Raw genomic sequence first — 14281 nt, forward strand, 5'->3', positions numbered from 1 at the left:
CCCCGCCCCCCCGCCGCGCCCCAGGCCCCCGCTCCTTAAAGCGAACGGTCGAACACCCTGAACTCCACATTAGTGGAGTCGTCGGCAGCGTCAGATGTGTATACGAGACCGGCGGTGGGGGCGACCGGCTCGTCGACGGGGGCCGGCGGGGCGGTGGTGGGTCGCGCCTCCCGGCCGTCCGCCGCCGCGCCGCGTGCCGGTCGACGCGACGTCAGGGGACCACGGCGCTGCCGCGGGGCGCGGGCACCGTCGGCCGGGGCCTCCGGTTCCTCCGGACGCCCGTCGAAGCCCTCGGGACGCTTCACTGCGCGCGGTCCCCGTCGCCGTCGTGCCGCAGCGCGCCGAGCACCTGCGGGATGATCCGGTAGACGTCGCCGCAGCTGAGCGTCATGACGATGTCACCGTCGCGGGCGACCTCGGCCGCGCGGGCGGCGGCGTCGTCCCAGTCCGGCAGGAACTCGACCCTGGACTGGTCGACGAAGCGCTCCTGCACGAGGGCGCCCGTGACGCCGGGCTCCGGGTCCTCACGGGCGCCGTACACGTCGAGCACGACCGTGTGGTCGGCCAGCTCCTCGTAGACGCGGGCGAAGTCGCCGGCCATGAGCCGCGTGCGCGAGTACAGGTGCGGCTGGTGGATCGCGATGATCCGACCGTCGCCGACGACGTTGCGTGCTGCGCGGAGCGCGGCCGCGACCTCCGTCGGGTGGTGCGCGTAGTCGTCGTACACCGAGACCCCGCGCTCGACACCGTGCAGCTCGAAGCGACGCTCGGTGCCGCCGAACGCCTCGATCCCCCGGATCGCGTCGGCGGGTGCGACACCCAGCCCGGTGAGCACCGCGAAGGCGCCCACCGCGTTGACGGCGTTGTGGCGGCCGGGCACCCGGAGCGTCATGTGGTGCTGTTCCCCGCCGGCGCGGAGGTCGACCTCGACGCTCGCCGCCTCGACGATGCGCTCGATGCGGACGTCGGCGTCGGCGGCCTCGCCGAACGTGACGACCTCGGGCGCGTGCTCGCGTGCCCGCACGCCCTCGGTGACGCGCTTCGCGCCCGCGTCGTCGCTCGACACGACGATGCGCTCGCTCGCCTTCGCGGCGAACTCGACGAAGGCGTCGATGAAGGCCTGCTCGCTGCCGTAGTGGTCGAGGTGGTCGGCGTCCACGTTCGTGATGAGCGCGACCGCGACGTCGTAGAGCAGGAAGGACCCGTCGGACTCGTCCGCCTCGACGACGAACAGGTCGCTGCCACCGGGGGCCGAACTCGTGCCGAGCGACTGGATGACGCCGCCGTTGACGAAGCTCGGGTCGAGACCGAGCTCGACCATGGCGGTCACGATCATGCCCGTCGAGGTGGTCTTGCCGTGCGCGCCCGCGACCGCGACGAGGCGGTGCTCGGCGATCAGCGCGGCGAGGGCCTGGGACCGGTGCAGCACCGGGAGCCCGCGACGCTGCGCCTCGAGGAGCTCGGGGTTGTCCGGCCACAGCGCGCTCGTGACCACCACGGTGTCGGCGTCGGCGAGGTTCGCGGCGTCGTGGCCGATGTGCACCTCGGCACCGAGGTCGCGCATCGTGCCGGTCGTCGCGGTCTCGCGGGAGTCGCTGCCCGTGACCCGGTGCCCGGCGGCCAGGAACATCCGCGCGATGCCGCTCATCCCGGAGCCGCCGATGCCGACGAAGTGGACCGTGCCGAGGTCGTCCGGGATCGGCTGGGTCAGGTCCGGCTTGATGGTCATCGTTCCTCCGTGGTGCTGGTGCTGGTGCGCTGCGCGGCCTCGCGTACGAGGGCCGTCATCCGGTCCGCCCCGTCGCGGTGTCCGACGCTGCCGGCTCGGACGGCCATGTCGGCGATCCGCGCACGGTCACGCAGGATCGGCAGCAGCTGGAACGTCACCCACTCGTCCGTGAACGCCGCGTCGTCGACGAGCACCGCTCCCCCGGCGCCGACGACGTCCGCCGCGTTGTGCCGCTGCTCGCCGTTGCCGACCGGGTACGGTACGAGCACGCTCGGCAACCCGACGGCCGTCAGCTCGCACACCATGCCGGCACCCGAGCGGGACACGACGAAGTCGGACGCGGCGTAGGCCAGGTCCATGCGGTCGCAGTACGGCAGGACGTGGTAGCCGTCGAGGTCGCTCGGTCCGATGTCCGACTTGCCGCCGACGACGTGCAGGACCTGCCACCCGGCGTCGACGATCGCCGTCGCCGAGCGGTTCACCGTCGTGTTGATGCTCCGCGCACCGGACGAGCCGCCCGTGACGAGCAGCACCGGGCGGTCCGCGTCGAGGCCGAACTCGGCCAGGCCCTCGGCCCGCGCGGCACGGCGGTCGAGCGTCTCGACCTCCCTGCGGAGCGGCATCCCGACCACGCGTCCGTGGCGCAGGTGGGTGTTCGAGAACGTCAGGCCCACGTGCCGGGTCAGCAGGGCGGCGAGCCGGTTCGCGAGCCCGGGCTTGGCGTTCTGCTCGTGCACGACGATCGGCGTCCCGGTCCGCTTCGCAGCGATGTACGCCGGCGCCGCCGCGTAGCCGCCGACGCCCAGGACGACCTCGACGTCGTGCTCGCGGATGAAGCGCTCGGTGCGTCGGACCGCACCGAGGAAGCCGCCGGGGAACCGGAGCGCCCGGGCGTCGAGCCGGCGCGGGAAGGGCAGGCGCGGGATCGTCAACAGCTCGTAACCGCGCATCGGCACGAGTCGCGACTCGAGCCCCTCGGCGGTGCCGAGGACGAGCACGCGGGCGTCCGGGTCCTGTTCGGTCAGCCGGTCGGCGACCGCGAGCAGCGGGTTGACGTGTCCGGCGGTGCCACCGCCGGCGAAGAGGTAGGTGCTCACCGGAGCACTCCGTTCTGTGGTGCGGAGCCGGCGCGCGGTGCCGCGGTCCGGCCCTTGCCGGGCAGTTCGCGGGCGAAGGACAGCACGACGCCGATCGCCACGAGGGTCATGATGAGGGCCGATCCTCCGGCCGAGATGAGCGGCAGCGGCACGCCGAGGACCGGCAGCAGGCCGAGCACCACCGCGATGTTGACGAGCGCCTGCCCGATGATCCAGGCGAGGATCGCGCCCGTGACCGTCCGGACGAACGGGTCGTCCGACTGGCGGATGACCTTGATCATGCTGACCGCGAGGACGATGAACAGCGCCAGCACGACCACGGCGCCGATGAGCCCGAGTTCCTCGCCGATGATCGCGAAGATGTAGTCGTTGTCCGCCTCGGGCAGCCACGACCACTTCGCCTTCGAGTTGCCCAGGCCGACGCCGAACACGCCACCGGACGCCAGGGCCCACATGCCGTGCACGGGCTGCCAGCAGAGGTCCTGGTACTGGTTCGAGTCGGTGCAGCCGGAGAGCCACGCGTTGATGCGGTACTGCCGCGAGGCCGACGCCATCGTGACGAACGGCAGCACGACGGCGACCGCCCCGAGGATGACGAGCAGGTGCTTCGCCCGCGCGCCCCCGATGAAGAGCGCACCGAGCAGCAGGACCAGCATGATCATCGCGGTTCCCTGGTCACCGCCGAGCAGCACCATCCCGAGCGGCAGCACCGTCGCGATGCCGACCGGCACGAACAGTTCCTTCCACTCCCGCAGCCGGTCACGCTTCACGTAGATGATCGCGCCGACGGCCAGGGCGATGCCGAGCTTGACGGCCTCGGACGGCTGGGCGCTGAACGAGCCGAGCTTGATCCAGTTCCGGTTGCCCTGGATCTCGATGCCGAGCGGCGTGTAGACGAGCAGCTGCAGGACCAGCGCCGCGGCGAGGATCCGCATCGCCCACTTCCGCCAGAGACGCGCGGGGACGCGGCTCGCGACGAGCATGAGCGGGACGCCGAGCACCGCGTACAGCCCCTGCTTGGACGCTGCGCCGAAGAAGTCGTGGGTGGCGGCGTACTGCTCGACGCTCGACGACGACAGCACCATCACGACGCCGAACACGACGAGGAAGAGCGTGACGCCCAGGATCGTGTAGAAGGTGCTCGACTCGGCGACGAAGACGTTCTTGACCGCGACGACGGCGCCCCGCGCACGGCGCTGCGAACCGGCGTGCTCGCCGCCCGCGGACGCGGTTCCCGTGTGTCCGGTGCTGCCCGTCGTGCGGCCGCCGCTACGGCCGCTCGGGAGATCCGTGGTCGCCATCGGCTGTGCCTCCCAGGTGTTCGTGGACCGCCGCCGCGAACCGGCGCCCCCGGTCCGCGTACGAACCGAACTGGTCGAACGACGCCGCCGCGGGGGCGAGGAGGACCGTGTCGCCCGGTCGTGCGACCGATGCGGCATGCCGGACCGCCTCGGGCATGACGTGATCAGTGTCCGTCGCCTCGACCTGCAGGACCGGGACCGTCGGCGCGTGTCGCGCGAATGCCTCGAGCACCGGTGTGCGGTCCGTCCCGATGACGACGACCGCTCGGGCCGTGGGGCCGAAGCGCTCGACGAGGCCGTCGATGTCGACGCCCTTGAACTGCCCGCCGACGATCCAGACGACGGTCTCGAACGATGCCAGCGATGCCGTGGCGGCGTGCGGGTTGGTCGCCTTCGAGTCGTCGACCCAGGCGACGCCGTCCGCCGTCGCGACGTGCTCGGTCCGGTGGTGGTCGGCGCGGAAGCCCTGCACGGCAGCGCGGATGTGCGCGGGCTCGACGGCGGCAGCACGCGCGAGGGCGGCCGCGGCGAGGACGTTCATGGTCATGTGCGGACTGGCGAGCCCGGCCTGCTCGAGGTCCGCCACGGTGGCGAACTCGAGCGCGCTGTTGCGCCGGTCCTCGGTGAAGGCGCGGTCGCAGAGCACGTCGTCCACGATCCCGACGTCGCCCGGCGCGGGGACCCCGGGCGTGAAGCCCACGGCACGGCATCCCTCGACCACGTCGGCGCCCTCGACCATGCGACGGGTCGCCTCGTCCGAGGTGTTGTAGACGCAGGCCATCACGGTGCGCTCGTAGACCTTGGCCTTCGCCGCGCGGTACGCCTCGGCGGACCCGTGCCACTCGAGGTGGTCGTCCGCGATGTTGAGGCAGGTGCTCGCGAGCGGCACGACGGCACCGTCGCCCGAGGTGGGCATGTAGTGCAGCTGGTGGCTCGAGAGCTCGACGACCAGCACGTCGAAGCCCTCCGGGTCACGGACGACGTCGAGCACCGGTACGCCGATGTTCCCGCAGGCGACCGCGCGGAGCCCGGCGGCCGCGAACATCGCGGTCGTCAGCTGCGTCGTCGTGGTCTTGCCGTTCGTTCCCGTGATGGTCACCCACGGTACGGCGATCGGGCCACGGACGACCTTGTCGCGCACGCGCCAGGCGAGCTCGATGTCCCCCCACACGGTGCTGTGCTCGACCGCCCAGCGGACCGTGGCGTTGTGCGGCGGCAGACCGGGCGACACGACGACGACGTCCGGGGCCTGCTCCAGGAGGGCGGCCGGCACGGTGTCGAGCGACGTGCGCTCGAACCGGGCGCCGATCACGTCGAGCAGCTCCACGGTGTCGGCGGGTCCGTCCGGCGCGAGGACGACCACGTCGCTGCCGAGCTCCACGAGCGTGTCGGCGACGGAGAAGCCGGTCGAGCCGAGGCCGAGCACGGCGACCCGCAGCCCCTTCCAGCCCTCGGCGTACCAGCTGTCGAGTCCTTCGAGGCGGGCGTCAGCCGACACGGGCGATCCACTCCAGGTAGAAGAGCCCGACACCGGCCGCGACGCAGAGCCCCGCGATGATCCAGAACCGGACGACGACGGTCACCTCGGCCCACCCCTTCAGCTCGAAGTGGTGGTGCAGCGGGCTCATCCGGAAGATGCGCTTGCCGTGGGTGATCTTGAAGTAGGCGCGCTGCAGGATGACCGAGCCGGTCACGATGAAGAACAGGCCACCGATGAGGATCAGCAGCAGCTCGGTGCGGCTGAGGATCGCCAGGCCGGCCAGCGCTCCGCCGAGGCCGAGCGAGCCGGTGTCGCCGAGGAAGATCTGCGCCGGCGAGGTGTTGTACCAGAGGAACCCGATGAGGCCACCGCAGACCGCGGCCGCGACGACCGCGAGGTCGAGCGGGTCGGACGTGCTGTAGCAGGCGTGCGCGGTGCTCTCGTCGAGTCGGACGCCGCCGCAGATCTGGTTCGACTGCCAGAAGCCGATGATGACGTACGACCCGATCGCCAGGATGCTCGAGCCGGTGGCGAGGCCGTCCAGCCCGTCGGCGACGTTCACGCCGTTCGACGTGGACACCGTCAGCAGCACGATCCACGCGAGGTACAGGATCGTCCCGATGACGGTTCCGAGGACCATGAAGTCCAACCACGGGACGTCGCGGATCGCGGAGATCATCGTCGATGCCGGGGGCTTGCCGTTGCCGGTCGGCACCACGAGGGCGATCGTCGCGAACACGACGCCGACGATGACCTGCCCCAGGACCTTCGCCCAGCCGCCGAGACCGAGGCTCCGCTGCCGACGGACCTTGAGGAAGTCGTCGATGAACCCGACGAACCCGAGCCCGACCATGAGGAAGAGCACGAGCAGCCCGGACAGCGTGACCGAGTCGCGGCCCACCAGGTGTCCGACGAAGTAGCCGAGCACCGCGCCGATGATCAGGACGATGCCGCCCATGGTGGCGGTGCCGCGCTTGGTGTGGTGCGACTGCGGGCCGTCGTCACGGATGAACTGTCCCCAGCCGAGGCGGTGGAACAGCTTGATGAAGAGCGGTGTGAGCAGCAGTGTGAACACCAGCGCCACGGCGCCGGCGACGAGGAGCGCGATCATTCGGTGACACCTCCGAGGCGGTCGCCGAGGAATCGCAGTTCGGCGGACTTCGAGGACTTGACGAGGACGACGTCGCCGGGGCGGACCATCTCCTGCAGGGCGTGGACGGCTGCGTCGACGTCCTCGATGTACACGGACTCGCCGTCCCACGATCCCTCGAGGGTGGCGGCCTGGTGGATCGGCGCGGCGCCGGGTCCGACGACCACGAGCTGTCCGATGCCGAGACGGACGACGAGCCGACCGATGCGGTCGTGCTCCTCCGTCGAGAACTCCCCGAGCTCCGCCATCTCGCCGAGCACGGCGACGGAGCGCTCCCCCGGACGCACGACCTGCGCCAGGGTGCGGAGTGCGGCGGCCGTCGAGTCCGGCGACGCGTTGTAGGCGTCGTTGATGACGGTCACGCCCTCCGGTCCGCCCTGGAGGAGCTCCATGCGCCAGCGCTCGGCCCGCGTCATCGACGCGAGCGCCTCGGCGCCGGCGGCGAGCGGGACGCCCCACAGGTGGGCGACGGTGAGGGCGGCCGACGCGTTCATCGCGTGGTGCTCGCCGAGGATGGCGAGGCGGACGTCGACGGTCTGCGGGACCGGGGACGTGCCTCCAGGACGGTCCGCGGCGGCCTCGGCCGGGACGGGAGGCGCGGTGAGCGTGAAGCGCGTACCGCTGCGGTCCGTCTCGATGCCGGAGACGCGGTAGTCCGCGCCGGCCGACGTGCCGAAGCCGACGACGGTCGCGTCGGTGAGGGCACGCATGGACGCGACGCGGTCGTCGTCCACGTTGAGCAGTGCGGTCGCGGTGGCGGGCAGGTCGGTGACCATCTCCGACTTCGCGCGCTGGGTCGCCTCGATCCCGCCGAACTCGCCGGCGTGCGCGAGCCCGACCTTCAGGACGACACCGACGTCCGGCTCGGCGATCGCGACGAGCTTGGCGATGTGCCCCTTGCCGCTGGCACCCATCTCCACGACGAGGAACCGCGTGTCGTGGGTGATGCGGAGCATCGAGACGGGGGCGCCGACGTGGTTGTTGAACGATCCCTGCGGCGCCACGGTCGCACCGTGCTGCTCGAGGATCGTGCGCAGCATGTTCTTGGTGCTCGTCTTGCCGTTCGAGCCGGTGATGCCGACGACGCGCAGCGGCGCCGGCCGTCCCTGCTCGTCGACGCGGTGGGCGCTCGAGGCACGGACCCGCGCCACGACCTCGTGCGCGAGGGCGGCGAGGGCGGCGTAGCCGTCGGACACGACGACCTGCGCGGTGCCGGCGCCGTCGGGCAGGTCGACGGCGCGCTCGGTCACGACCAGGGCCGAACCGGCCTCGACCGCGTTCGGCACGAAGCGGTGGCCGTCGGTCTCCTCCCCGAGCAGCGCGAAGAACACGCTGCCGGTGTCGACGAGGCGCGAGTCGGTCTCGACGCTGCCGTCGACGACCTGCTCCGGGGCACCGCTGACGACCTCGCCGCCGATCGCGGCGGCGATCTCGGCGAGGGTCAGGGCGATCATCGGGTCTCCTCCGCCGGGCCGGAGTTCGGCTCCCAGCCGGCTTCGCGCAGTGCCTGCCGGGCCTCGTCACGCGCCGAGTAGGGCGTCCGGACGCCCGCGATGTCGCGGTAGTCCTGGTGGCCGGGGCCGGCCCAGAGGATCGAGTCTCCGTCGCCGACCAGGCTCACGGCCGTGCGGATCGCCGCCTCCGGCGGGCTGACCTCGTACGTCTCGTGGTCCGGGTAGGCCTCGCGCGCGGCGTCGACCAGGGTCTTCCGGATGGACGCGGCGTCCTCGAAGCGCGGGTGGTGGTCGGTGACGACGAGGATGTCGCTCCCCGCGGCGGCGACGCGCGCCATGTCGCCGCGCTTCGTCGTGTCGCGGTCGCCGTCGGCGCCGAAGAGCATGAGGACCTTGCCCGGCGTGAACTGCCGGACGGCCGCCAGCGTGTTCTCGAAGGCGTCGGCGCTGTGCCCGAAGTCGACGTAGACGCTCGGGCCGGCGTCCCCCGACACCCGCTCGGTCCGACCGGGCAGGTAGCACTCGATGGCGCTGACCGGCTGCTCGTCGGTCTCGTCCGCGTAGTGCCGGTGGTTCGAGCCGAGGGCGTGCGCGATGGCGCCGAGCTCGAACCCGCCCTCGACGAGCATCACGATCGCGAGCGCCGCGTTGGCCGCCATGTGCCAGCCGATGAGCGGCACACGGGTCGTGAGCTCACGCCCCTCGGGTCCGGTGAGGCGGAACTCGGTGTAGGCGGCGTGCGCCTCGACGATGTCGACGTGCCACTCGGCCTCGACCTCGGGGTGCACCGTGATCGTCGTGACGGGGATGCGGGAGTCCTGCACCACGCGGTACCCCCAGTCGGTGTCCAGCGAGACGACGCCGCGACGGGCGTGCTCGGGCTGGAACAGCGGGAGCTTCGCCTGGTAGTACTCCTCCATGTCGGCGTAGTCGTCGAGGTGGTCGTGGGAGAGGTTCGTGAACCCGGCGACGTCGAACACGATGCCGTCGACACGGTGGCGGCTCAGGGCCTGGGCGCTGACCTCGACGGCGACGGCACGGACCTCGGACTCGCGCATGCGGGCGAGGAGCGCGTGCATCTCGCTCGCCTCGGGGGTGGTCAGGCGGCTCGTCACGCTGAGCGAGCCGATGTGGCGCTCCGCGGTCGAGCTGAGGCCGGTGACCAGGCCGAGCTGCTTGAGGATGCCCTCGAGGATGTACGACGTGCTGGTCTTGCCGTTCGTGCCCGTCGTCGCGAAGAGCTGCGGCAGGTCGGTGGCCTCGTCCGGGTGGGTGCGGTAGACCCACGCCGAGACGTCGCCGAGCGCGGCGCGCGGGTCCTCGACCACCAGCACCGGCAGGCCGGAGGGCTCGGCGAGTGCGACGCCGTCGGCGTCGGTCAGCACCGCGACGGCACCGCGCTCGGCGGCCTCGGTCGCGAACTGGGCGCCGTGTCGGTTCGCGCCGTGCACGCCGACGAACAGGTCACCCGGCTGCACCTCGGCAGCGCTCAGCGTGACGCCCGTCGTCTCGACGGCGTCGACGGAGCCGACCACGCGCATGCCGAACGCGTTCGCGAGTTCGGCGACGCTCCTCGGGGTCGGGTGTTCGGGTCGGAGGACCGGGGGGATCCGTGCGGACAAGTGCTCCTTCTTCCTCACCACGTGGACGGGTACAGCTGCGCCTCGGCCGTGGAGGGGGCTACTCGGTACTTCTCGAGCACCTGGGACATGAGAGTGCGGAACGCCGGAGCCGCTCCGCTGGACCACTTGTTGGTCTGCGGCTTCGTGAACGTCACCGTGACAACATACTGGGGGTCCTCGGCGGGTGCCATTCCGGCCACCGAGGTGATGCGCTGGCCGCCGTAGCCCTTCCCGCCCTCGGCGACCTCGGCGGTACCGGTCTTCGCCGCGATGTTGTAGCCGGAGATCGGCTTCATCCCGACGAGCGTGCCGCCCGTGACCACGCTCTGCAGCATCTTGACGGTCTGGTCGGCTGCCGCAGCGGACACGACGCGCGTGCCCTGCACGTCGGGCGCGTCGATCACCTTGCCGTCGGAGGTCTTGCAGCCCTTCACCATGTGGAGCGGGATCCGGACACCCTGGTTGGCGAGGGTCTGGAACACGCTCGCGACCTGGACGGCGGTCGTCGAGATGCCCTGCCCGAACATCGAGTTGATGTTCGTCTGCTGGTCCCAGTCCGGGCTCGCGCCGTACTGCATGCCCGGCTGGCCGGGGTACTGGATCGCCGACTCGGGCTCGAACAGGCCGAACTTCTTCATGTAGTCGTACCGCTGCTGGGTCGACAGCCGCTCGCCGAGCTCGGTGATGCCGACGTTCGAGGAGTTCTGCAGGATGCCGGTCAGCGTCAGGTTCTCGGTCGGGTGGAGCTCGGAGTCCTGGATCTTGCCGCCCCACGGGAAGGACCGCGAGTACGGCACCACCGCTCGGTCGGTCGGGCTCGACTTGCCCTGGTCGATGAGCGCGGCCGCGATCGCCGCCTTGATGGTCGAACCGGGCTCGTAGGTCGAGGTCAGCGCACGGGAGCCGTACGCACCCTTGTCCGTGGTCGCGTCGACGTCGTTCGGGTCCACGGTGGGCCAGTCGGCGACGGCGAGGAGCTCACCGGTCTTGACGTCCACGACGGTCGCGGTCGCGGACTCCGCCTGCAGCGACTGCGCCGCCGACGCGATGGTCTGCTGCGCCATGTACTGCAGGTCGCTGTCGATGGTGGTCTCGAGCGTGCCGCCGTCCTTGGCCTGCTCCGTCGTCCGGGTGCTCCCGGGGAGCTGCACGCCGTCCTCGCCGCGCTCGTACGTCTCCGAGCCGTTCTTGCCCGCGAGGCACTGGTCGTACGAGTACTCGAGGCCGGCCTGGGCGCCGTCGGTGCCCATGAACCCGGTCAGCGCACCGCCGGTGGCACCCATCGGGTAGACGCGGGCGGACTGCTGCTCCTTGTAGACCCACGGGATGCCGAGGGCGACGACCGCCTCGTAGTGCTTCACGTCGAGCCCCTTGACCAGGTAGGCGAAGTCCGACTTCGGGTCGGCGGCGATCGCCTTCTGCATCGCCTGCACGTCACCGCCGGACGCCTTCGCCAACGCCTGCAGGGCGTCGTCCACCGAGACCTTCTTCGTGCGCTCGCCACCGAGCTTGCCGTCGAAGCCCGCGACGAGTCGTGGCGAGGTGACGATGTTGTAGCGGTTGACGCTCTCCGCGAGTTCGGTGCCGTTGCGGTCGACGATCGCACCGCGGTTGCCGTAGATGGTGACCGGGATGCTCCGCTTCGCCTTCGACGCCTCGTTCAGCGCCGCTGCCTGCACCACCTGGATGTCGACCAGTCGGATCACGAAGACCGCGACGAGGGCGATCACGGCGATGATCACCACGCTGTAGCGCAGTCGAGGGTTGCGGATCGTCTTCGTCACGCGGTGCGGTCCTTCCCGGGTGGTGCGGCAGTCTGATCCCGCCCGCAGGTCACCGGGTGGTGGGTGCCTGGAGCGGGTTCGCGTCGGACTCTACGTCGGTGGTCGAGCCGGTCCGTCCCGACTCGCTGGTGCCTGCGCTCTTCTCAGTGTCGGCCGTCGCAGCGCCCTGCTGGGCACCGGCCGCCGACGTCCCGCCCGCGCTGGTGTCCGTGCTGCCGCCGGTCGTGCTCGTGGTGCCGTCGGCCGGGGTCGCACCGGTGCCGGCGGCACCGTCGGTCGTGCTCGCCCCGCCGGCGGACGCGTCCGGGCCGGCGGCGAGCGGGACCGGGTCGAGGAGCGCGTTCGGCACCTGGTTGTCGCCGCTCGCGGTCGCCTCGTCGGGGGCCGCCGGGGTCGGCGTGCCGTACACGTGGCCGGTCTTCGGGTCGAGGTACACCGGGGTGGAGTTCGCGATCATCCCCAGCGCCTTGGCGTTGCGCGCCAGGTTCTGCGGCGAGTCGAGCACACGGAGCTCCTCGGACAGCGACTGCTGCGTCCGGGAGAGCCCCGTCTGCTCGGCGCCGAGCGAGTCCAGCGTGTACGCCCCCTGGCTCAGCACCATGCTGATGCCGAGCTGCGCGAGGAGCAGCACACCGAGCGACACGACGCCGACCACCGCGTAGGCGATCTTCGGCCGTGCCCGGCGCTGCGCCCTGGACGGCGCGACCTCGACGAGCTCGGGTCGCTCCCGGCGCGGTGGGTGCGGGGCACGGGTCGGTGCGCCGACGGGGTCGACGAGTGCGAGGTTCGTGCTCATGTCACTTCCGGATCCGCTCAGCCGCGCGCAGGCGCACGGGGATGGCTCGGGGGTTGGCGGCGCGTTCGGCCTCGTCGGCCAGTTCCGCGCCCTTGACGACGAGGGAGTAGGTGGGAGCGTGCTCCGGCAGCTCGACGGGTAGTCCTGCCGGGGCGCTCGAGGTCGTGCGCTCGACCAGTGCCCGCTTCACGAGGCGGTCCTCGAGCGACTGGTACGACTCGACGACGATCCGACCACCGACCGCGATCACGTCGAGCGCGGCGGGGATCGCCCGCTCGAGCACGGCGAGCTCGGCGTTGACCTCGATGCGGAGCGCCTGGAACACGCGCTTGGCCGGGTGCCCCTGCCGCTGCACGGCCACGGGTGTCGCGTCGTGCAGCACCTGGACGAGGTCACCCGACATCTCGAACGGGCGCTCGGTGCGACGCTCGACGATCGCGCGGGCGTACCGGCCGGCGAGCTTCTCCTCGCCGTACCGCTGGAAGATCCGGCGCAGCTCGCCCTCGTCGTAGGTCGCGAGGACGTCGGCGGCGGTCTGCCCCTCGGTCCGGTCCATGCGCATGTCGAGCGGGGCGTCTTGGCTGTAGGCGAACCCGCGCTCGGCACGGTCGAGCTGCAGCGAGCTGACGCCGAGGTCGAACAGCACGCCGTCGACCTGACGGAAGCCCTCGCCCTCGACCGCGTCGACGATCCCGTCGTACACGGTGTGGACGAGGCGCACGCGGTCGCCGAAGCGAGCGAGCCGCTCCCCCGCGATGCCGAGGGCGTCGGTGTCGCGGTCGAGCCCGATGAGCGTGAGCTCCGGGAACCGTTCGAGCAGCGCCTCGGAGTGGCCGCCCATGCCGAGGGTCGCGTCGACGACGACCTTGCCCGGGCCGTCGAGGGCCGGGACGAACAGGTCGACGATGCGCTGGAGCATCACCGGCGTGTGCGGGAACTTCGGCTGGTCTTCGGCCATGTGCAGCCCCTGTGACCGTCTGGGCCACGCACCCGGATCCCCATCCATGCGACCTGACACCGGGGAAGGTGTGTCAGGGCACCACGGCTGGGAGTCCCGATCCGCGGATCAGAAGATCCCCGGGATCACCTCCTCGTCGTTGTCGGCGAAGCCCTCTTCGACCTCGGCGTAGTAGGCCTCCCACGCGGGGGTCGACCAGATCTCGGCACGGTCACCGCTGCCGATGACCGTGAGGTCCCGTTCGAGCCCCGCGTACTCACGGAGGTTCTGCGGGATCGTCACGCGGTTCTGCTTGTCCGGGGTCTCCGCGCTCGCTCCGGAGAGGAACAGGCGCATGTAGTCCCGGGTGCGCTTCGACGTCATCGGAGCCGTCCGGATCCGTTCGTGCAGTTGCTCGAACGTGTCCGCACTGAAGACGACGACGCAGCGCTCCTGCCCACGGGTCATCACGAGTCCGCCGGACAGTTCGTCCCGGAACTTGGCGGGGAGGATCACGCGACCCTTCTCGTCCAGCTTCGGGGCATGGGTACCGAGCAGCACGTCGGGGCCTCCCCTCCGCTCCACCGGACCGTCGTGATCCCCACTTTACTCCACTTCGCTCCCCGCGGAACGGTCGGCGCTCCCGAATCTGCCCCGATCCCCCGATCTGGGGTGGTCACCGGAGCTCGTAGCTCGCCTCTCTGCGAGTCACTTCCCCGGAAGCACGCGGACGTGGAGCGGAGTGAAGGGGGTGGAGGGAAGTGGAGGACATTCGCAGGCTCGGGAGCAGCCGAGGGCGCGCCGGACGGGAGGCTCGGCGCACGACCGCCCCGCGCCTCCCGTCCGATGCGTGCTCACGCCCATCGCCCCATCGCGCCCGTGGCGCACGTCGCGCCCCTCGCGCCCCTCGCGCCGTCGCGCCGTCGCGCCG

The 14281-nt window shown here is 71.4% G+C and carries 11 protein-coding genes; all 11 read right to left on the bottom strand.

The window, feature by feature from the left end:
* Positions 1–301: 301 nt before the first annotated feature.
* Positions 302–1729, bottom strand: coding sequence for a UDP-N-acetylmuramate--L-alanine ligase (gene murC, locus ACH0A8_RS16190; RefSeq protein ID WP_066653754.1), 1428 nt, complete (start codon positions 1727–1729; stop codon positions 302–304).
* Positions 1726–2826 (bottom strand): glycosyltransferase, encoded by a 1101-nt coding sequence (locus ACH0A8_RS16195; RefSeq protein ID WP_066653751.1) that lies wholly within the window; start codon positions 2824–2826, stop codon positions 1726–1728. The genes murC and ACH0A8_RS16195 overlap by 4 nt, the downstream gene beginning before the upstream one ends.
* Positions 2823–4127, bottom strand: coding sequence for a putative lipid II flippase FtsW (gene ftsW / locus ACH0A8_RS16200; protein ID WP_406907562.1), 1305 nt, complete (start codon positions 4125–4127; stop codon positions 2823–2825). Before ftsW ends, ACH0A8_RS16195 begins: the two co-directional genes overlap by 4 nt.
* A complete protein-coding gene (murD, locus tag ACH0A8_RS16205) occupies positions 4096–5625 on the bottom strand; it encodes a UDP-N-acetylmuramoyl-L-alanine--D-glutamate ligase (RefSeq protein WP_406907563.1) in 1530 nt (509 codons plus the stop codon). The genes ftsW and murD overlap by 32 nt, the downstream gene beginning before the upstream one ends.
* A complete protein-coding gene (gene mraY, locus ACH0A8_RS16210) occupies positions 5615–6718 on the bottom strand; it encodes a phospho-N-acetylmuramoyl-pentapeptide-transferase (RefSeq protein ID WP_066653744.1) in 1104 nt (367 codons plus the stop codon). Before mraY ends, murD begins: the two co-directional genes overlap by 11 nt.
* The gene (gene murF / locus ACH0A8_RS16215; RefSeq protein ID WP_406907564.1) at positions 6715–8211 is read right to left on the bottom strand and encodes a UDP-N-acetylmuramoyl-tripeptide--D-alanyl-D-alanine ligase; all 1497 of its coding nucleotides are present in this window, start codon (positions 8209–8211) and stop codon (positions 6715–6717) included. Before murF ends, mraY begins: the two co-directional genes overlap by 4 nt.
* The gene (locus ACH0A8_RS16220) at positions 8208–9833 is read right to left on the bottom strand and encodes a Mur ligase family protein (protein WP_406907565.1); all 1626 of its coding nucleotides are present in this window, start codon (positions 9831–9833) and stop codon (positions 8208–8210) included. The genes murF and ACH0A8_RS16220 overlap by 4 nt, the downstream gene beginning before the upstream one ends.
* Before the next feature lie 14 nt (positions 9834–9847).
* Complete coding sequence (locus ACH0A8_RS16225) at positions 9848–11617, bottom strand: peptidoglycan D,D-transpeptidase FtsI family protein (protein WP_406907566.1); 1770 nt, start codon at positions 11615–11617, stop codon at positions 9848–9850.
* Between the two features lie 49 nt (positions 11618–11666).
* Positions 11667–12413, bottom strand: a complete 747-nt coding sequence (locus ACH0A8_RS16230) for a hypothetical protein (RefSeq protein ID WP_406907567.1) — start codon at positions 12411–12413, stop codon at positions 11667–11669.
* Position 12414: 1 nt separating this feature from the next.
* Complete coding sequence (gene rsmH / locus ACH0A8_RS16235) at positions 12415–13371, bottom strand: 16S rRNA (cytosine(1402)-N(4))-methyltransferase RsmH (protein WP_066653737.1); 957 nt, start codon at positions 13369–13371, stop codon at positions 12415–12417.
* A gap of 108 nt (positions 13372–13479) precedes the next feature.
* Entirely contained in the window at positions 13480–13911 is a 432-nt protein-coding gene (mraZ, locus tag ACH0A8_RS16240) for a division/cell wall cluster transcriptional repressor MraZ (RefSeq protein WP_058729729.1), read from the bottom strand.
* Positions 13912–14281 lie beyond the last annotated feature (370 nt).

It is taken from the genome of Curtobacterium sp. 179-B 9B NHS (assembly GCF_045370965.1).
Taxonomy (GTDB): Bacteria; Actinomycetota; Actinomycetes; order Actinomycetales; family Microbacteriaceae; genus Curtobacterium.

Bases quoted from the DNA above. Each gene is read 5' to 3' on its own strand.
- murC (WP_066653754.1), bottom strand. From the start codon at position 1,729: ATGACCATCAAGCCGGACCTGACCCAGCCGATCCCGGACGACCTCGGC.
- ftsW (WP_406907562.1), bottom strand. From the start codon at position 4,127: ATGGCGACCACGGATCTCCCGAGCGGCCGTAGCGGCGGCCGCACGACG.
- mraY (WP_066653744.1), bottom strand. From the start codon at position 6,718: ATGATCGCGCTCCTCGTCGCCGGCGCCGTGGCGCTGGTGTTCACACTG.
- murF (WP_406907564.1), bottom strand. From the start codon at position 8,211: ATGATCGCCCTGACCCTCGCCGAGATCGCCGCCGCGATCGGCGGCGAG.
- ACH0A8_RS16230 (WP_406907567.1), bottom strand. From the start codon at position 12,413: ATGAGCACGAACCTCGCACTCGTCGACCCCGTCGGCGCACCGACCCGT.
- rsmH (WP_066653737.1), bottom strand. From the start codon at position 13,371: ATGGCCGAAGACCAGCCGAAGTTCCCGCACACGCCGGTGATGCTCCAG.